Raw genomic sequence first — 18,089 nt, 5'->3', positions numbered from 1 at the left:
GTCAGCGGCGCAGCTCGGTGAGCATCTTCGGGAACACCTCGTGATGGGCGCGCCGCCCGAGGAAGACATCGGTATGCCCGTATCCGGCCAGTACGTGCAGCGAGTGACGGCCCGGCTGGTGGCGCCTGAGGAACGCGAACGTCTCCTTCTGGCTCGACGGGAGGAAGGATCGGTTCTGCGCGCCGGTGAAGAGGGCGAACCGCGCGGTGCTCTTGGGCGGAGCCTCTGCGTACCGACCAGGAAGCGGGCCGCGAGCGCGGATGGCGACGATCTGACCGGCTCGATCGGATGCCGCCAGCTGCGCGTAGAAGCTCAGGGGGATCTTGCCGAACTCGTAGCGCAGCCAGTCGTGCGTCACACGGGCCAGGTTCGAGTGCAGCCACAGCGCCGGATGCCCCGCACCCAGCGCGAAGCTCGCCATGTTGCACGTCGGGTTGCCGCACTCGACGTGCCACGTCCGGATCGCCATCCGGGTGAGGGCATGCCGTGCGGTCTCGGGTCCGTCGCGCCAGGCGACATCGAGATACGGCTCGCCGGCCCGCACGAGCTGGCGCAGCACGTGCAGCTTGACACGCGACACCACTGGCATATGCGGGTGGAGGGATACGCCGTTCGAGACGATCGTGGCCACCCCGGGCACCAGCCCCGCCACCGCCGACATGCTCATCGTGGTCGAGCCCTGGCAGTGAGCCACGACCTTGACGGCGGACGCCCCGGTGATGCCGAGGACGTGCCGGACCGCGGCGGGGTGATCGTTGAGGGCGACGTCGTCGAGCGTCCACGGCACGGGGTCCAGATCGATCGACCCACGCCAGTTGAAGAGCCAGACGTCCCACCCCTCGTCGAGAAGGACGTCCACCAGCGAACGGATCCCCGGCGGCCGGAAGGACTCTGCACGCATCCCCACTCCGTGGATGAGGATCACCGGGCCGCGCGTCGGCTCCCGTCCACCGCGCACGCGGATGAGGGTCAGCGGCGTGCCGTCATCCGCCCGCAGGAAGTGGGGCTCGTCCCGATGATCGGCGCGAGTCATGGGACGCCTCACGCATCCTCCTTCGCACGCGCCCCGAGGCCCGCAGGGGGCGAAGGACGGAGGTACACGTCCTTCATCGACTTGGTGAAGAACGCACCGAACCGTGCGATCGACGCAAGCGGGCCGCCGCCCGATCCGCGGAAGGTCGTCATCTGCCTGGCGAAGTCCTTCACCAGGATGCGGAGCATCCCCGCAGCGACGACCTCGCCCTCCTCCGCCAGCCCGCCGTTCACGCCGGGTGCCACGTGCCCCTTCATGATCGTGATGTAGAGGGTCGAGGTATCGCTCCACATGTCGAAGCCGGCATCGTTGCGGACGATCTTCACGCCGTACATGGTCAGCGGAGCGCCCGAGAGGTCGCTGAACCACAGGCGATACCGCATCTCACGCGTGAGCGCGTCGTCCGTTGCGACGAACAGGTTGGCCCAGCCGCGCTGAACGGGCAGCTCTCCGCCGAGCAGGTCGCAGCGGATGTATCCCTCCGCCACCGCCGTGTGGTCGCTGCTCGCGACGAAGGCCTCGACGTCGGGCGCCGTGATCGTGAGATGGAACATGAACCGGTGCGAGAGCTGCCGCCCGGCGCTCCAGCCCTTCATGGGGTCGGTCTCGCCGAGCGCGAAGTACCCCTTCATCTCCTCGGTGAACTCCATGCCCTTGCCTGTGATCGCCGGAGGCACCGCGGCATCCACGACCTCCTCTGGATCTCGAGCGGGCGCGCTGCGGCGAGGGCGGGGCTTGTCGAGCAGATGCTCGACGGCGCGGTCGGCGATGGCCGCGATCGTCAGGGACGGGTTCGGGCCGACCGGGCCGGGCACGGATGATCCGTCGATGATGTACAGATCCGGATGCCCGAACGCCTCGCCCCAGCTGTCCACGACCCCCTCGTGGATGTGCCTTCCCATCGGTGCGCCGCCGAGCGGGTGGACCGTGATCACGCGCTTCGTCCACCACAGCGGGTTGTCGCGGAAGCGTCCGCCGAGCGACTTGGAGATGTCGCGCATGGTCTCGCGCATCGCGGCGAAGTACGCCTGGCTCGTCGCGGTGGTCCACTCCACGTCGAGTTCGCCGTCGGTGAGGATGATGCGCCCATCGGGCGTGTCGCGACCCATGCCCAGCAGCGGCAGCGAGCTGGAGGTCAGTCGCCCTTGGCCGACGAGCTTGGCCACTTCGGCTCCGATCGTGGATTCGTTGCGGTCCTTCAGCCGATAGGCGAGGAACTGCTTGACGACGCTCGCGGCACGGGTCACGCCCGCCGTGATCTGGGCGGTCTCGATCAGCCAGTTCGCGAAGTCGGGGAAGCCGGCTTCCTGGACGTAGTATCCGCGCCCGGCTCCCTCCTCGTCGACGCCGTCGGGCTTGCGCAGCGCAGTGGTGATGACGGGTCCGTACGAGGGATCGATGAGCCGTACATGCCCGATCTCATTGGTCCCCTCGGCGCCGAAGCAGAAGGTCAGCAGATCGCCGTTGCCGCTGAACCGGCTGCCGAGCGCGCGGCCGAGCGCCGGCAGAGCGACGCGATTGCGCAGCAGCAGACTCGTCGTGCCGAAGGTGCCGGCGCCGAGCAGCAGCTGATCGCACGTCACACTCTCGTGAGCCCGGCTGTGGATCCCCTCCTTGTCGCGGTCGCCGTAGCGGGTGTAGCGAACCTCGTAGCCGCCGCCGTCGAGGGGCGTGATGCCGGTCACCTCGCAGAGCGTGCGGATGTCGGCGCCATGGTGCTTCGCGGCAGACAGGTAGTTGTGATCGAGGGTGTTCTTGGAACCCTCGTTGCAGCCGATGTCGCATTCGCCGCACAGCCGGCAGGTGAGGCGGGTGACGTTGTGGATGTTGCCGTACGCCGGCTCTTCGACCACCTGCTTGGGAAGGGCCTCGCCGCCCGGGCGGGCTGCGAACGAGATCGCGAGCGGGGGTGCGAAAGTCTGCAGGCCGAGGGTGGCTGCGGCATCCCGCAGCGCCTTCGCCTTCGGGATGTCGTCGTAGGGATTCGGCGTCGGCGTCATCATCGCCTCGACGGCGTCGTAGTGCCGGTCGAGGTCGCCGCGGCCGATCGGCCAGTTCTCGTAGCCGCCGCCGGGCACCGGGGAGTCGTGGACGAACCACTTCTCGTCCTTGCGCAGCAGGACATTGGCGTAGATCAGCGAGCCGCCGCCGAGCCCCGACGAGACGATCGCTTCGAGCTTGCGGAACGAGCGGACGTCGAAGAGCCCGAGCAGCTCGTCCTTGGGCTCCCAGAACGCGTGACTCATCTCGTAGGGGCTGCGGGCGAAGTTGCCGGGCGGGTATGCGCGGCCGCGCTCCAGCACCACCACGGATCGCCCGGCCTCGGCGAGGCGGAACGCCGAGACGGATGCCCCGAACCCCGAGCCGACGACGACCGCGTCGACGTGTTCTGCACGGCTCATCGCTGCTCCCCATCTCGGACTCGGGCGACACCTCGAGGAGATGCGGGTGGCCACCTGATCCGTGGCCGCCGCGTCGCGGCCCTCCCCGCTGGTCTCAAACTAGTGAGCGGCAGGCCATGCCGCAATGGACATGCGCTCACTTCTCGGCCGGCTGGATCCGCCCCGCAGGACCCGCTCGCGGCGGGACGACGATGGCCATCAGCGACATCGATCACTAGGATTCGGGCAGATCCACTGACTGCCTCAGCGAGCCCGCCCTGCGTGGAGGAGAACACCGGTGTTGAGACGCTTCTACGCCCGCATCAATCGCACGCGTGCGTGGTACCAGCTGCCCTCGGTGCTGGCGCTGTTCAATCTCATCGCCCTGCGCGACGAGCTTCGCGAGGACAATCTCGTCGACACCCGCACTCCCGGCGACGCCGACCGCACTCCCGGCGTCTCGATCGAGACCGCGGCGATCGCGCAACGCCGGTTCCGAACCCCGGACGGGTCGTACGACGACCTGAGCGACCCCGACATGGGCCGGGCGAACACGCGGTTCGCCCGGAACGTGCCCCTCGTCGACGCGTGGCCATCGTCCGATCCCGAGCTCATGCAGCCGAGTCCCCGCGAGATCAGCCGCAGGCTGATGCGTCGAGAGGTGTTCACGCCGGCGACATCGCTGAACCTCATCGCAGCGGCGTGGATCCAGTTCCAGTCGCATGACTGGTTCGCCCATGGCCGTGAGAAGGGCGGCAGTCCCATCGAGGTGCCCGTCGACGAGGACGATGACTGGTTCGAGCATCCGATGCGGATCCCGCGCACCGAGTCCGATCCGACCCGCACCGATGCGGACCGGAGCCTCCCGCCCACGTACCTGAACAGCCAGTCCCACTGGTGGGATGCCTCGGCGATCTACGGCAGCTCCGAGCGGCTGCAGGACGAGGTCCGCAGCCACGTCGACGGCAAGCTCGTCGTGACCCACGGGCATCTGCCGCTGGATCCTGAGACCGGGGTCGCCCGCACCGGATTCAGCGAGAACTGGTGGGTGGGGCTGGGGCTGATGCACACGCTGTTCACCCTCGAGCACAACGCGGTGTGCGACCGGCTGCGGACGGAGCATCCCGGGATGACGGATGACGAGGTGTTCGGCACCGCGCAGCTCATCGTGTCGGCGCTGCTCGCCAAAATCCACACCGTCGAATGGACGCCTGCCATCCTCGCCAACCCCGTCCTGCGGGTGGCGATGCGGGCGAACTGGTGGGGACTCGCGGGGGAGCGGATCCACCGGACCTTCGGCCGCATCAGCCGGAGCGACGTGATCAGCGGCATCCCGGGCTCGGCCCACGACCACCACGGTGCGCCGTATCAGCTGACCGAGGAATTCGCCTCGGTGTATCGGCTGCACCCGCTTCTTCCCGAGACCCTCGAGGTGCGGGCGCTCGAGGACGACGCGCTCATCGACAGCATGGACTTCAAGGAGATCATCCTCCTCAACGCCCAGAAGCTGCTCGACGGCGGATTCAAGGCGTCCGATCTCTGGTACTCGTTCGGGGTCCAGCATCCCGGGGCCATGCAGCTGCACAACTTTCCGCGATGGATGACGGACGTCACGCTGCTGGACGGCACGCGGCTCGACATCGGCGCCCTCGACATCATGCGCGACCGCGAGCGCGGCATCCCGCGCTACAACGAGTTCCGCCGGAAGCTGCACCTGCGCGCGCCCGAGACCTTCGAGGAGCTGACCGACAACCCGGAGTGGGCGCAGGAGATCAGCGACGTGTACGGCGGCGACATCGAGAAGGTGGACCTTCAGATCGGGATGCACGCAGAGACGCCGCCGCCCGGATTCGGCTTCAGCGACACCGCGTTCCGCGTGTTCATCCTCATGGCCAGTCGTCGCCTCAAGAGCGACCGGTTCCTCACCGACTGCTTCACCGAGGAGTACTACACCAAGGCCGGACTGCAGTGGATCGCCGACAACGACATGCGGTCTGTGCTGATCCGCCATTTCCCGGCGCTCGCCCAGCCCCTCGACGGGGTGAAGAACGCCTTCACACCATGGCGGACGAGCGCTCCGGCGCCCGCGAGCGCGGTCTGACGCCGACCGAAGGGAGAGGGCGGGATGTCGCAGGAGCAGAGGCTGCCGCTCCCGCCTGGCCGGCTCGGACTGCCGTGGCTGGGTGAGAGCCTGTCCCTCCTGCGCAGCAATCACGGGTTCTACACGGACCGGCTCGCAGCGCACGGCCCGATCTTCAAGACCCGGCTGTTCGGCAACGACTTCGTGGTGTTCTCGGGTCACGAAGCGTTCCACACGTTCGCCACCGACCCGCGCATCGTGCGCGGCGACGCCGATCCGATCACCGCCCGGCAGATGTTCCTCGACTCCCTGGCGCTCATGGACGGCGCCGAGCATCAGACGCGCAAGTCGGTCCTCGTCAGAGCGATCGGATTCCGTTCGGCGATCGAGGCGTACCTCCCGCGGATGCAGGGCCTCATGTCGGAGCTCATCGACTCGTGGCGGACTCAGGGCACCGCGACGATCCGGCCGGATCTGCAGCTTTTCGCGGCGCGCCTCGCCGGCGCCCTCTACACCGGCGACGAATCCGACGGCGCGGCCCGCGAGCTGAGCGGCATCCTCGCCGACATGCGAGCGGCGTTCCTGACGATCCCCGCGGATCTGCCCGGCACGAGATACCGGCGGGCGATGCGAGGCAGGAACCGGCTCATCGAGATCGTGGATGCCGCTATCGAGCGCCACCGCGGGGCGGACTACGACGACGTCCTGGCGCGCCTGCTCACGGCGGCAGGCGATGCTGGGGTCCCGGTCCAGACGCTGCGGGCCGACGTGCGCCATCTCATCTTCGCGAGCCAGGCGGGCCTGTTCGCCCCGCTCACGCTTGCCACCATGGAAGTCGGGCGGCATCCGGAGATCGCGGCGAGAGCTCGCGCGGAAGTGCTCGAGGTCGCGCCCGAGGGTCCGATCCCGATGGCGGTGCTCGACCGCCTGGTGTATCTCGAGCAGATCTCGAAAGAGGTGCGCCGCTACTTCGCCCTGAACTCGGCGACGTTCTTCGGGCGGCTCACGGCGCCTATGGAGGTCGGCGGCTACCGGATCCCCGCCGGCTGGGGCGCCATCGGCGGCATCCACATCAACATGCGCAACCCGGATGTGTTCACCGATCCCGACCGGTTCGACCCGGACCGGTTCGAGGAGAAGAGGCAGGCCGCGCTGGCGCCGGGAAGCTACGTCCCCCACGGCGACGGCGAGTTCACCCACCACCGGTGCCCCGCCGAGAATCTCGTCACCGTCGCGATCAAGCTCTACCTCGCGCTGCTGCTCCGAGAGACGGAGTGGGCGATACCCGAGCAGGACCTCGCGCTCACCAACGAACTGTTCCCGCTGCCCACAAGCGGGCTGACAGTGGAGTTCCGTCAGTTGAAGCGGTCGAGCTCGGCCGTCACCACCGGGTAGACATCCCTCGCGGCATCCTTGCCGATGAAGCAGTCCATGTGCGCGTAGCCCGGGATGACGTGACGTGTGTAGAGCTCGGGTCCGTTGTTCTCGCGGAGGAACTCGTAGGTCAGGGCGCTGCCCTCCGGGAGGAAGAGGCGATTGTGCTCGCCGTGGATGAACGCGATCGGCAGTCGCAGATTGCCGACGTCGTCGAGGTAGTCGTGGTCGCCGTCCCAGCTCACGGCGTGGTCCTCGCGGATGATCTTCGTCACGTGGCGGAGCGTCGTGATGTTCGCGTCGCCGAAGGCCTCGTCGATGTGCTCGTGAGTCTCGTCATTGAGCTGGTCGTGGTCGTAGGACTCGCCGAACGTGAACGCGACCCGGCGGCAGAAGGGCCGGTCGCACGGTTCGTCGCCCTCGGGATAGAACGCCAGCGCCTTGTCGTACAGCCTCTCGAACCACGATTCGTCGTCGTCGATCTCGGTGGTGAGCACATCGACGCCGACGGCCGCGATGAGGTCCGCGGCGAAGATGCCCGCCCGCAGCTGGTTGAGCGTGCCTGCGCGCGGGTGGAGCGTCAGCTGCGACGATACGGCGGAGCGCACGTCCTGGAGTCCCAGGCCGAGCGACATCAGCATGGTGAGCGAGCCGACGCAGTGCGCCATGATCTGCACCGATTCCGCACCGGTCTCCGCGCGGACCTTCGCGACCGTCGCCGGGTAGTCGTAGCGGGCGATGTCGTCGAGCGTGAACTGCGTCTCGCTCGAGGGAAGCAGCGGGCTCGCCCGGTAGTCGAGCACCCAGACGTCGTAGCCGTGCTCGAAAAGGTATTCCGGGTAGTTCGTGTCGACCGTGTCGATCGTGTACGCGATGGACGAGGTCCCGAATCCCGGCGACAGGATCACCGGCCCTTTCGGGCCGCCCTCGAACCGGGACAGCCGCAGCGTCACGCCGTCCTCCGTCGCGAACTCGTACACCGTCGGCTCGCCGCATCGCAGCGCCCGGTGCACGCGCGGCGTCGCGGCGATGTTCAGACCCGAAGAGACTCCGCTCACGCCCATCTCGACCCCCAGGTCATGCTGTTGCGACCCTGTTCCGCCGCCGATCCACGGCCTGGCGGACGCCGCTTCAGCATATTGCGCCCGGGCCGCTTCGTCACGGCTCTGCCGGACGCGGGCAGAGGATAGCCTTGACGCGAGCCACTTCCTGGAGAGTTCCCCTGTGACCGACGTCGACATCCCTTCCACTGTGCCGTATCCCGCGGATGGGTTCGCCCTGTTCCCCGACCGCTCCGTCATCGCCCTGCGGGTCAACGGCGAGCTGAAAGACCTCGCGACGGTGGTGGACGAGACGGATGCCGTCGAGCCGGTCACCATCGACAGTCCGGACGGGCTCGGCATCCTGCGCCATTCGACCGCGCACGTCCTCGCGCAGGCCGTCCAGCGGATCGATCCGCAGGCGAACCTCGGCATCGGGCCGCCCATCACCGACGGCTTCTACTACGACTTCGGCGTGGAGCACCCGTTCAGCACCGACGACCTCAAGGCCATCGAGAAGGAGATGCAGCGCATCATCCGCGAGGGCCAGCGCTTCGTCCGCCGGGTCGTCACCGACGACGAGGCGCGTGCCGAGCTCGTCGACGAGCCCTTCAAGCTCGAGCTCATCGGGCTGAAGGGCGGCGGCAAGGAGGCCGCGGAAGGCGCGGCCGTCGAGGTCGGCGCCGGCGAGCTGACGATCTACGACAACGTCGACCGCGACGGCCAGACCGTGTGGAAGGACCTCTGCCGCGGCCCTCACCTGCCGAGCACCCGGCAGATCGGCAACGGCTGGGCACTGACCCGGGTCGCCGGAGCGTATTGGCGGGGGAGCGAGAAGAACCCCCAGCTTCAGCGGATCTACGGCACCGCGTGGCCGTCCAAGGACGAGCTGCGCGCCTACCAGCAGCGGCTCGAAGAGGCTGCGAAGCGCGATCACCGCAAGCTCGGCAAGGAGCTCGACCTCTTCTCGTTCCCCGACGAGATCGGTTCGGGCCTTTCGGTCTGGCATCCGCGCGGCGGAGTCGTGCGACAGGAGATGGAGCAGCACGCCCTGCGCCGACACCGCGCCGCCGGCTACACCTACGTCTACACGCCGCACATCGCGAAGCAGGACCTGTTCCTGCAGTCGAACCACCTCGTGACCTACAAAGAGGGGATGTTCCCGCCGATCCACCTCGACGAGGAGCGCGACGAGCACGGCGAGATCACCAAGCACGGCGTCGACTACTACCTGAAGCCGATGAACTGCCCGATGCACATCCTCATCTACAAGGAGCGCGCCCGCAGCTACCGCGACCTGCCGATGCGTCTCGCCGAGAACGGCACGGTCTACCGCAACGAGCTGTCCGGCGCCCTGCACGGCCTCACCAGGGTGCGCGGGTTCACGCAGGACGACTCGCACCTGTTCGTGACTCCCGAGCAGCTCGAGGAGGAGACCACCCGCGTGCTCGAGTTCGTCATCTCGATGCTGCGCGACTTCGGCCTGAGCGAGTTCGAGCTCGAACTGTCGATGCGTGACGATGAGAAGGACAAGTGGATCGGCTCGGACGAGTTCTGGGAGTACTCCACCGACGCGCTGCGCAACGTCGCGCTGAACAGCGGACTGAAGCTCACCGAGGTTCCGGGTGAGGCGGCGTTCTACGGCCCGAAGATCGACCTGAAGACCAAGGACGCGATCGGCCGCACCTGGCAGCTGTCGACGGTGCAGGTGGACCCGAACCTTCCGGACCGGTTCGAGCTGGAGTACACCGACCGCGATGGCCAGAAGAAGCGGCCGATCATGATCCACCGCGCGCTGTTCGGGTCGATCGAGCGGTTCTTCGCGATCCTGCTCGAGCACTACGCCGGCGCCTTCCCGGTCTGGCTCTCTCCGGTGCAGGTGGTCGGCATCCCGGTCGCCGAGGAGTACGCCGACTATCTCGGCGGGGTCATCGACCAGCTGAAGCTCGACGGCGTGCGCGCCGAGCTCGATCACAGCGATGACCGGATGCAGAAGAAGATCCGCACGCACACGACTCACAAGGTGCCGCTGCTGCTCATCGCCGGCGAGCAGGACCGCTCCGGCGGAACCGTCTCGTTCCGATTCCGCGACGGCTCGCAGCAGAACGGCGTGCCGATCGCCGACGCGGTGCGCCGCATCCACGACGCGATCGCATCGCGGGCGCTCGTCGACACCGCCGAGGACTTCGCGTGACGGATGGTCCCGCTGACGGCGTGATGGATGCCCGGCTCATCGACGCCGCGACGCTTCCGGGGGTGCCCGATGAGTTCCAGCGACTGTGGACACCGCACCGGATGGCCTACATCAAGGCCGGTCCGGAGCCGCTGCGCAAGACGTGCCCGTTCTGCGCCGCGCCCGACATGGCCGACGAGGACGCCCTCATCGTCGCTCGCGGCCGCACTTCGTACGCGCTGCTGAATCTGTTCCCGTACAACTCCGGGCACCTGCTGATCTGCCCGTACCGTCATATCGCCACCTTCGACCAGGCCACCGACGAGGAGGTCGCCGAGATCGGCGCGCTCACGCAGCAGAGCATGAGGGCGCTGCGCGCGGTATCGCGCTGCGACGGCTTCAACCTCGGCATGAACCAGGGAAGCGTCGCGGGCGCAGGTGTCGACGAGCACCTGCACCAGCATGTGGTGCCGCGGTGGGCCTCGGACGCGAACTTCTTCCCGATCATCGCGAAGACGAAGGCGCTGCCGCAGCTGCTCGGCGAGGTCCGGCAGGCGGTCGCCGACGCCTGGGAGGCGTAGCTCCGCGACGATCCGTCCGGATGCCGGGCCACCGGCGCACCTGTGGCGCCCCCGCGACGGCGGGAGCGGCATCCGACCCGAACTAGAATCGAAGATTATGACTGAGAACACCCCCACCGTCGGTTCGAGCCGCGTCAAGCGCGGTCTCGCGGAGATGCTCAAGGGCGGCGTCATCATGGACGTCGTCACCGCCGAGCAGGCGAAGATCGCCGAAGACGCCGGAGCGGTCGCCGTGATGGCGCTCGAGCGGGTTCCCGCCGACATCCGCGCGCAGGGGGGCGTGGCGCGCATGAGCGACCCCGATCTCATCGACGACATCATCGCCTCTGTCTCGATCCCGGTGATGGCCAAGGCCCGCATCGGCCACTTCGTCGAGGCGCAGATCCTGCAGGAGCTCGGCGTCGACTACATCGACGAGTCCGAGGTGCTCTCACCCGCCGACTACGTCAACCACATCGACAAGTGGGGCTTCACGGTTCCGTTCGTCTGCGGTGCCACGAATCTCGGCGAGGCGCTCCGGCGCATCAACGAGGGCGCGGCGATGATCCGCTCCAAGGGCGAGGCGGGCACCGGCGATGTGTCCGAGGCGACCAAGCACATCCGCAAGATCTCCGGCGAGATCAACGTGCTCCGCTCGATGACCAAGGACGAGCTCTACGTCGCCGCCAAAGAGCTGCAGGCGCCCTACGAGCTCGTCGCCGAGATCGCCGAGACCGGCAAGCTGCCCGTCGTGCTGTTCGTCGCCGGCGGGGTCGCGACTCCGGCGGATGCCGCCATGATGATGCAGCTCGGCGCCGACGGCGTCTTCGTGGGCTCGGGCATCTTCAAGGCCGGCAACCCCGCGGCTCGCGCAGCGGCCATCGTCAAGGCGACGACGTTCTTCGACGACCCGAAGGTCGTCGCGGACGTCTCGCGCGGCCTCGGCGAGGCCATGGTCGGCATCAACGTCGCCGACCTGGCGGCGCCGCACCGGCTCGCCGAGCGTGGCTGGTAGCCGGACGCCGCACGTCGGCATCCTCGCGCTGCAGGGCGACGTGCGCGAGCACGCCCTGGTGCTGCGCGAGCTGGGCGCCGAGGTGTCGCTGGTGCGGCGGCCGTCGGAGCTCGCGGCCGTGGACGGTCTCGTCATCCCCGGGGGTGAGTCGAGCGTCATCGACAAGCTCTCGCGCGCGTTCGGGATGCAGCAGCCCGTGCGCGAGGCGATCGCCGCGGGCATGCCCGTGTACGGCACCTGCGCGGGAATGATCCTGCTCGCCGACCGGATCACGGGTGCGATCGACGGGCAGGAGACCTTCGGCGGCCTCGACATCGTCGTCGCGCGCAACGCGTTCGGCAGCCAGGTCGACTCGTTCGAGACCGAGCTCGAGGTGGACGGATTCGAGGGCGGTCCCGTGCACGCGACCTTCATCCGCGCACCGCTCGTCACCGACGTGGGCCGCCGTGCGGCCGCGATCGCGACACTGCCGGGCGGCGGGGTCGTCGCGGTCGAGCAGGGACCTATCCTCGCTACGGCGTTCCATCCCGAGGTCTCGGGCGAGACCCGCTTCCACGAGCGATTCCTGGAGCGGGTGCGCGCCGCGGCGTGACGATCGCGTCGCAGGACGATCCGACGCGGCCGGTGGCGGACGTCGTGGGGTGGCGCGCCGGCTCGAGCGATTAGATTCTCCTCCATGAGCATCAACGACTGGTGGCGCGACCGGCCCGAGGAGCGCTACTGGATGATCGCGCCGCCGCGCGGGATCGTCGGAGATGCCCTGTCCGCGCCGAAGGCATCCGAAGGCCACCGGTTCGAGTGGTCGCACGAGCTGGTGGGTTCCACGGAGCCCGGAGACACCCTCTTCGTGTGGGACCGGACGCTGCCCGTGCCCGGGATCGGCGCGTGGGGGCGCATCCTCGGGCCCCTCGGCGAGCAGCCGGCCGTGCGTCACGGCGGGGAGATCCCCCATTGGCGGATGCCTGTCAGCGACACGCTTCGGCTCGCCTCGCCGATCACCCTGTCGAATCTGCGCCGCATCGGCGCGGAGATCGTCGCCGTGCGCGATGAGCTGGAGGCATCGACCGACGGACCCGTCTACTTCCCGTTCATCGGGTCGGCGGAGCGCATCGTGCCCGCGCCCGCGTACCTCTCCAAAGTGCCCCGGGATCTCGTCGCGCTGCTGTCGTCGCGGTTCGGCTTCGAGTTCGCGCTCTGAGACATGAGCGACTGGATCGCACTCCTGCGGGGTGTCAACGTCGGCGGCATCACGATCCGCTCGGCCGATCTGGCAGCGCTGTTCCGCGACGAACTCGGCTTCGACGGGGTGCGCACGTTCCTCGCGAGCGGCAACGTGCGCTTCGAGACGGATGCCCCTCCTGCCGCCCGCGCCACGCTCAAGGGTCGGATCGAGAAGGCGCTGCGCGACCGGTTCGGGTACGAGGCGTGGATCGTCCTCGTCACCCTGGGTGAACTCGCGAAGGCGATCGAGAAGTTCCCGTTCGATGCGATGGATGCCACGCGCCAGCCCTGGGTGGTGTTCTGCGTCGACACGGCCACGCGCGACGTGCTGGTGGATGCCGCGGCATCCCTCGATCCCTCGATCGATCCCGTGGCCCAAGGACCCGGGGTGGTGTACTGGAATCCGCCCAAGGGCTCATCGGCCGAGACCCCGTTCGCGAAGATCATCGCCAAGACGACCTACAAGTCGCGCACGACGAATCGCAACCTCCGGACGCTCGTCAAGATCGCGTCCTGATCGGCCGGCGTCGGGCGCGCCGATCAGGCCGCGTCGATGAGTCGTCGGAATGCCGCGAGGCTGCGTTCGATGTCGTCGGGCGTCGTGGCCCACGAGGACATCGAACAGCGCAGCACGGCGTGACCGCCCCACTCGGCGCCCGTCACGACCACGGTGCCCTCGGCGAGGATCGCTGCGCCGAGCGCACGTGTCGCATCATCGTCGTCGAGCCGGAACATCACCTGCGTGTACGGCACCTCGTTCGCGACGGTGACGCCGGGGATGGCAGCGAGCCCGTCCGCCATCGCGACGGCGTTGGCGTGCAGGCGATCGACGAGGTCTGCCACGCCGTCGCTGCCGAGGCTGCGCAGCGCCGCCCAGACCGGCACGCCCCGCGCGCGGCGCGACAGCTCGGGAGTCACATCCCACGGATCGAGGCCGGTGTAGACGAGATAGTCGCCGCCGGTCCGGAACATCGCGATGGAGTCGGCCGGATCGCGCACGATCGCCATCCCGCAGTCGTACGGCACGTTCAGGGTCTTGTGGGCGTCGGTGGTCCAGGAGTCGGCATCCGATGCGCCTTCCATCAGGTCGCGAAGGGAGGGGGATGCCGCGGCCCACAGCCCGAACGCACCGTCGATGTGCACCCACCCGCCGTGCGCCCGGGCGAGCGGGATCAATTCGACGAACGGGTCGAACGCGCCGGTGTGCACCTCGCCGGCCTGCAGGCACACGATCGCATGACCAGGATCGATCCGGGCAAGGGCCGCCTCCAGGGCATCGGGCCGCATCCGCCCGTCGGCGTCGGCCGCCACGACCACGAGGTCGTCGCTGCCGATCCCCAGAAGGCGCGCCGCGCGATCGATGGACCCGTGGCGATGGTCTCCGACGACCAGTCGCAGGTCGGGCGCATTTCGGGCGCCCTGCCTGCTCAGACTCCAGCCGAGGCGTTCGAGCATGGCTCGCCGCGCCACGGCCAGACACGCGAAGTTCGACATCTGCGCGCCTGTCACGTAGCCGACGGTCGCGCCTGCCGGCAGGCCGAGCAGCTCGAGGATCCATTGGCCTGCCACTCGTTCGAGCGCCACGGTGGCGGGAGTCACGAGGCTCGACCCGGAGTTCTGATCCCACGCCGAGACGAGCCAGTCGGTCGCGAGGGCCGCGGGCAGCGTCCCGCCGATGACGAACCCGAAGAACCTGCCGCCCGGGATCGCCACCAGTCCCGGTTCGGCCCTGGCCGCGAGGTCGCTCACCAGCGTGTCGGCATCGAGGCCCGCCGCCGGGAGGGGGCCGCCGAACACGTCGATCATCTCGTCGAGGGTGGCGCGCGGCCACACCGGCCGATCGGCGAGGGTGGCGAGAAAGGACGTGGCGGCTCGGTGCGCGGCATCGAGCGCGCGGGCGCGCTCATCCATGCGGCTCAGTGTGTCACCGCCGCGCGGCGTCCGACAAGGAGGTGCCCGCCGGGCCGAGCCATCTGCCCGGCTCGCATAAACTGGACGGCGATCTACCGAGGAGGCAGTGCCGATGTCCGGTCATTCCAAGTGGGCAACCACGAAGCACAAGAAGGCGATCATCGATTCGCGCCGCGCCAAGTCGTTCGCCAAGCTCATCAAGAACATCGAGGTCGCGGCCAAGATGGGCGGTGCTGATCTCGCGGGAAACCCCACGCTTCAGGATGCCGTCCAGAAGGCGAAGAAGACCTCGGTCCCCAACGACAACATCGACCGCGCCATCAAGCGCGGAGCCGGCCTCACGGGCGAATCGGTCGAGTACACCACGATCATGTACGAGGGGTATGGTCCGCACGGCGTCGCCCTCCTCATCGAGTGTCTGACCGACAACAAGAACCGCGCCGCCGCCGAGGTCCGAACGGCCATGACACGCAACGGCGGAACGATGGCCGACCCGGGCAGCGTGGCGTACAACTTCTCGCGCAAGGGCGTGATCGTCGTCTCAGGAGAGGGCACCACCGAGGACGACGTGATGCTCGCCGTCCTCGAGGCGGGCGCCGAAGAGGTGGAGCCGCACGCCCAGGGCTTCGAGGTCGTCACCGAGGCCTCCGATCTCGTCACCGTCCGCTCCGCTCTCCAGGACGCCGGCATCGACTACGAGTCCGCCGACGTCGAGTTCGTGCCGAACCTCAAGGTCGAGGTCGACGCCGACACCGCTCGCAAGGTCTTCCGTCTCATCGACGCGCTCGAGGACAGCGACGACGTGCAGAACGTCTACAGCAACTTCGATCTGTCGCCCGAGGTGCAGGCCGAGCTCGAAGACGACGATTGACGCGAGGCGGGTCAATGCCGCGCAGCGGCGTTGACGCGGCTCGGGTCAACGCTGAGCGAGGGCGCGAAGCGACCGAGACGAAGCGCGCTGACGCACGCCAGCGCGCCTGGTCGCCGCGGCGCTCAGCCCCGCCTAGCGTGGGGATGTGGCATCCCGACCCGCGCGCGGCGCGCTCCGAGTTCTCGGAATCGACCCCGGGCTCACGAGGTGCGGAGTCGGGGTGGTGGATGTCGCCCCCGATCGGTCGGCGACGCTCGTTCATGTCGGCGTGGTGAGATCCGACCCGCGGGATCCGATCGAGAGCCGGCTCGCGACGATCGCAGCGGGGCTCAGGGCGGTGCTCGATGAGCATCGTCCGTCCGTGGTCGCCGTGGAGCGCGTCTTCGCGCAGCAGAACATGCACACGGTGATGGGCACGGCTCAGGCGAGCGGCGTCGCCCTGCTGGTGGCGGGGGAGCGGGGCCTTCCCGCCGCGACGCACACGCCGACCGAGGTCAAGGCCGCGATCACGGGCTACGGCGCGGCCGACAAGCGGCAGGTGCAGGCGATGGTCGCCCGCATCCTGCGACTCGACGAGGTGCCCAGACCCGCCGACGCAGCGGATGCGCTGGCGCTCGCGCTGTGCCACGCATGGCGCGGCGATGCGGCGGGCGCGGCATCCGGACCCCTCACGCCGGCCCAGCGCGCGTGGGCGGATGCCGAGCGCCTCGCGAGGGGCTGAGGCGTGTCGCTCGAACAAACCTGCGAACGCCGACGTAGGCTCGCAGCATGATCTCCTCGGTCCGCGGGACAGCCGTGCACGTCGACGTCGATACGGTGGTCGTCGACGTCGGGGGAGTGGGGCTCGCCGTCGCCGTGACACCGCAGGTCGCCCGGTCGACGCACCTCGGCGAGACGGTGATGCTGCACACGAACCTGATCGTGCGGGAAGACGCGCTCTCGCTCTACGGCTTCGAGAGCCGCGACGAGCTGCAGGTCTTCACGCAGCTTCTCGGTGTCACCGGAGTGGGGCCCAAGTCGGCACTCGGCGTCCTGTCCGCGCTGACGGTGGCTCAGATCGCGGATGCGGTCACAGCCGATGACGACGCCCCGTTCCGGAGGGTGTCGGGCATCGGCCCGAAGACCGCGAAGCTCATCGTGGTGCAGCTCGCGGGCAGGATCGAGGCGCCGCGGGGGGGATCCGCGACACGCGGCGGCGTCTCCGAGCCCGCGGTGTCGGCGCAGGTGGTGCAGGCCCTCGTCGGCCTCGGCTGGTCGGAGCGCATCGCGAGCGAGGCGCTCGAGAGCGTCACCGCGGATGCCGGCGAGGCGGATCGGGCGTCGGTGCCTGCGCTGCTCCGTCTGACGCTGAGCACGCTCGGCCCCGCGCGCAGGGAGCCCGTCGGTGGATGAGCTGCGCGACGCGGCAGAGCCGGTCGACGAGACCGAGCTCGCCATCGAGGGAGCACTGCGACCGGCATCCCTCGCCGAGTTCGTCGGGCAGCAGAAGGTGCGCGGCCAGCTTCAGCTGCTGCTGGATGCCGCGCGCATCCAGCAGCGCCCCGCCGACCACATCCTGCTCTCCGGGCCTCCGGGCCTGGGCAAGACGACTCTCGCGATGATCGTGGCGCACGAGAGCAACCGGCCGCTGCGGCTGTCGAGCGGCCCCGCGATCCAGCATGCCGGCGACCTCGCCGCGTTGCTGTCGAGCCTGACGCCCGGCGAGGTGCTCTTCATCGACGAGGTTCACCGCATGGCGCGGGCGGCCGAGGAGATGCTGTACCTCGCGATGGAGGACTTCCGCATCGACATCATGGTCGGCAAGGGCGCCGGCGCGACCAGCATCCCGCTCGACCTCGCGCCGTTCACGCTCGTCGGGGCGACCACCCGATCGGGACTCCTTCCCAACCCGCTGCGCGACCGCTTCGGCTTCACGGCGCATCTGGAGTACTACGAGCCCGAAGAGCTGGAGCGGGTCATCGAGCGATCGGCCGTCATGCTCGGCGTCGGGGTCCCGCCGGTCGCGCGGGCCGAGATCGCCCGTCGCTCGCGCGGCACACCTCGCATCGCGAACCGTCTGCTGCGCCGTGTGCGCGACTATCTGGTCGTTCACGGTCCGTCGATCGGCTCGGGCACCTCCGATGCCGATCCCGCGACGGTGGATGCGGCGCTCGACCTGTACGACGTCGACGCCATCGGGCTGGATCGCCTCGACCGCGCGGTGCTGGACGCGCTCGTTCGGCGGTTCCGCGGCGGTCCGGTCGGACTGAGCACGCTCGCCGTCGCGGTGGGCGAAGAGCCCGAGACCATCGAGTCGGTCGTCGAGCCCTATCTGGTGCGGATCGGATTCATGGGCCGGACACCGCGCGGGCGGATCGCGACTCCCGAGGCCTACGCGCACCTGGGAGCCCCGCGCATCGAGTCGGCGCTCAGATTCGATGACCTATAATC

Annotated in this window: 16 protein-coding genes; 12 read left to right on the top strand and 4 right to left on the bottom strand. The window is 68.9% G+C overall.

Annotated features, from left to right (window positions below):
- Nucleotide 1 precedes the first annotated feature (1 nt).
- Both ABD212_RS05685 and ABD212_RS05680 read right to left on the bottom strand, forming a co-directional pair.
- The gene (locus ABD212_RS05685; RefSeq protein WP_344092097.1) at nt 2–1,045 is read right to left on the bottom strand and encodes an alpha/beta fold hydrolase; all 1,044 of its coding nucleotides are present in this window, start codon (nt 1,043–1,045) and stop codon (nt 2–4) included.
- A complete protein-coding gene (locus ABD212_RS05680; protein WP_344092095.1) occupies nt 1,042–3,435 on the bottom strand; it encodes a GMC oxidoreductase in 2,394 nt (797 codons plus the stop codon). The genes ABD212_RS05685 and ABD212_RS05680 overlap by 4 nt, the downstream gene beginning before the upstream one ends.
- A gap of 277 nt (nt 3,436–3,712) precedes the next feature.
- On the opposite strand from ABD212_RS05680, the gene ABD212_RS05675 reads away from it, so the two are divergent.
- Both ABD212_RS05675 and ABD212_RS05670 read left to right on the top strand, forming a co-directional pair.
- Entirely contained in the window at nt 3,713–5,515 is a 1,803-nt protein-coding gene (locus tag ABD212_RS05675) for a peroxidase family protein (protein ID WP_344092094.1), read from the top strand.
- Nucleotides 5,516–5,539: 24 nt separating this feature from the next.
- Nucleotides 5,540–6,889, top strand: a complete 1,350-nt coding sequence (locus ABD212_RS05670; protein ID WP_344092092.1) for a cytochrome P450 — start codon at nt 5,540–5,542, stop codon at nt 6,887–6,889.
- On the opposite strand, the gene ABD212_RS05665 is transcribed toward ABD212_RS05670, so the two are convergent.
- Nucleotides 6,850–7,926, bottom strand: coding sequence for an alpha/beta fold hydrolase (locus ABD212_RS05665; protein ID WP_344092089.1), 1,077 nt, complete (start codon nt 7,924–7,926; stop codon nt 6,850–6,852). The two genes, ABD212_RS05670 and ABD212_RS05665, sit on opposite strands and share 40 nt — an antisense overlap.
- Nucleotides 7,927–8,092: 166 nt before the next feature.
- Between ABD212_RS05665 and thrS the strand changes: the two genes are divergently transcribed.
- The 6 genes from thrS to ABD212_RS05635 all read left to right on the top strand — a co-directional run bounded on the left by thrS (nt 8,093) and on the right by ABD212_RS05635 (nt 13,394).
- Nucleotides 8,093–10,102, top strand: a complete 2,010-nt coding sequence (thrS, locus tag ABD212_RS05660) for a threonine--tRNA ligase (protein ID WP_344092087.1) — start codon at nt 8,093–8,095, stop codon at nt 10,100–10,102.
- A gap of 23 nt (nt 10,103–10,125) precedes the next feature.
- Nucleotides 10,126–10,662, top strand: a complete 537-nt coding sequence (locus tag ABD212_RS05655) for an HIT family protein (protein ID WP_344092469.1) — start codon at nt 10,126–10,128, stop codon at nt 10,660–10,662.
- A 97-nt stretch (nt 10,663–10,759) separates the two neighbouring features.
- Complete coding sequence (pdxS, locus tag ABD212_RS05650) at nt 10,760–11,656, top strand: pyridoxal 5'-phosphate synthase lyase subunit PdxS (RefSeq protein ID WP_344092085.1); 897 nt, start codon at nt 10,760–10,762, stop codon at nt 11,654–11,656.
- Complete coding sequence (gene pdxT / locus ABD212_RS05645; RefSeq protein ID WP_344092083.1) at nt 11,646–12,248, top strand: pyridoxal 5'-phosphate synthase glutaminase subunit PdxT; 603 nt, start codon at nt 11,646–11,648, stop codon at nt 12,246–12,248. Before pdxS ends, pdxT begins: the two co-directional genes overlap by 11 nt.
- Nucleotides 12,249–12,332: 84 nt before the next feature.
- Nucleotides 12,333–12,854: a hypothetical protein gene (locus ABD212_RS05640; protein ID WP_344092081.1), complete on the top strand. Its 522-nt coding sequence runs from the start codon at nt 12,333–12,335 to the stop codon at nt 12,852–12,854.
- Between the two features lie 3 nt (nt 12,855–12,857).
- Nucleotides 12,858–13,394: a DUF1697 domain-containing protein gene (locus tag ABD212_RS05635; protein ID WP_344092079.1), complete on the top strand. Its 537-nt coding sequence runs from the start codon at nt 12,858–12,860 to the stop codon at nt 13,392–13,394.
- 23 nt (nt 13,395–13,417) lie between these two features.
- Here ABD212_RS05635 and ABD212_RS05630 read toward each other — a convergent pair whose 3' ends face one another.
- Nucleotides 13,418–14,788 carry a pyridoxal phosphate-dependent decarboxylase family protein gene (locus ABD212_RS05630; protein ID WP_344092077.1) on the bottom strand — a complete coding sequence of 457 codons (1,371 nt, stop codon included), beginning with the start codon at nt 14,786–14,788 and terminating at the stop codon, nt 13,418–13,420.
- Between the two features lie 112 nt (nt 14,789–14,900).
- Here ABD212_RS05630 and ABD212_RS05625 point away from each other — a divergent pair, with 112 nt between their 5' ends.
- The 4 genes from ABD212_RS05625 to ruvB all read left to right on the top strand — a co-directional run bounded on the left by ABD212_RS05625 (nt 14,901) and on the right by ruvB (nt 18,087).
- The gene (locus ABD212_RS05625; RefSeq protein WP_344092075.1) at nt 14,901–15,659 is read left to right on the top strand and encodes a YebC/PmpR family DNA-binding transcriptional regulator; all 759 of its coding nucleotides are present in this window, start codon (nt 14,901–14,903) and stop codon (nt 15,657–15,659) included.
- Between the two features lie 145 nt (nt 15,660–15,804).
- Complete coding sequence (gene ruvC / locus ABD212_RS05620; RefSeq protein ID WP_344092073.1) at nt 15,805–16,380, top strand: crossover junction endodeoxyribonuclease RuvC; 576 nt, start codon at nt 15,805–15,807, stop codon at nt 16,378–16,380.
- 47 nt (nt 16,381–16,427) lie between these two features.
- Entirely contained in the window at nt 16,428–17,051 is a 624-nt protein-coding gene (gene ruvA / locus ABD212_RS05615; RefSeq protein ID WP_344092071.1) for a Holliday junction branch migration protein RuvA, read from the top strand.
- The gene (ruvB, locus tag ABD212_RS05610; protein WP_344092068.1) at nt 17,044–18,087 is read left to right on the top strand and encodes a Holliday junction branch migration DNA helicase RuvB; all 1,044 of its coding nucleotides are present in this window, start codon (nt 17,044–17,046) and stop codon (nt 18,085–18,087) included. The genes ruvA and ruvB overlap by 8 nt, the downstream gene beginning before the upstream one ends.
- Nucleotides 18,088–18,089: the final 2 nt, after the last annotated feature.

Origin of the sequence: Microbacterium deminutum (assembly GCF_039530205.1) — a bacterium.
Lineage (GTDB): Bacteria > Actinomycetota > Actinomycetes > Actinomycetales > Microbacteriaceae > Microbacterium > Microbacterium deminutum.
The sequence above is the reverse complement of the archived record's forward strand: the minus strand, read 5'-3'. Positions and strand labels throughout refer to the sequence as shown.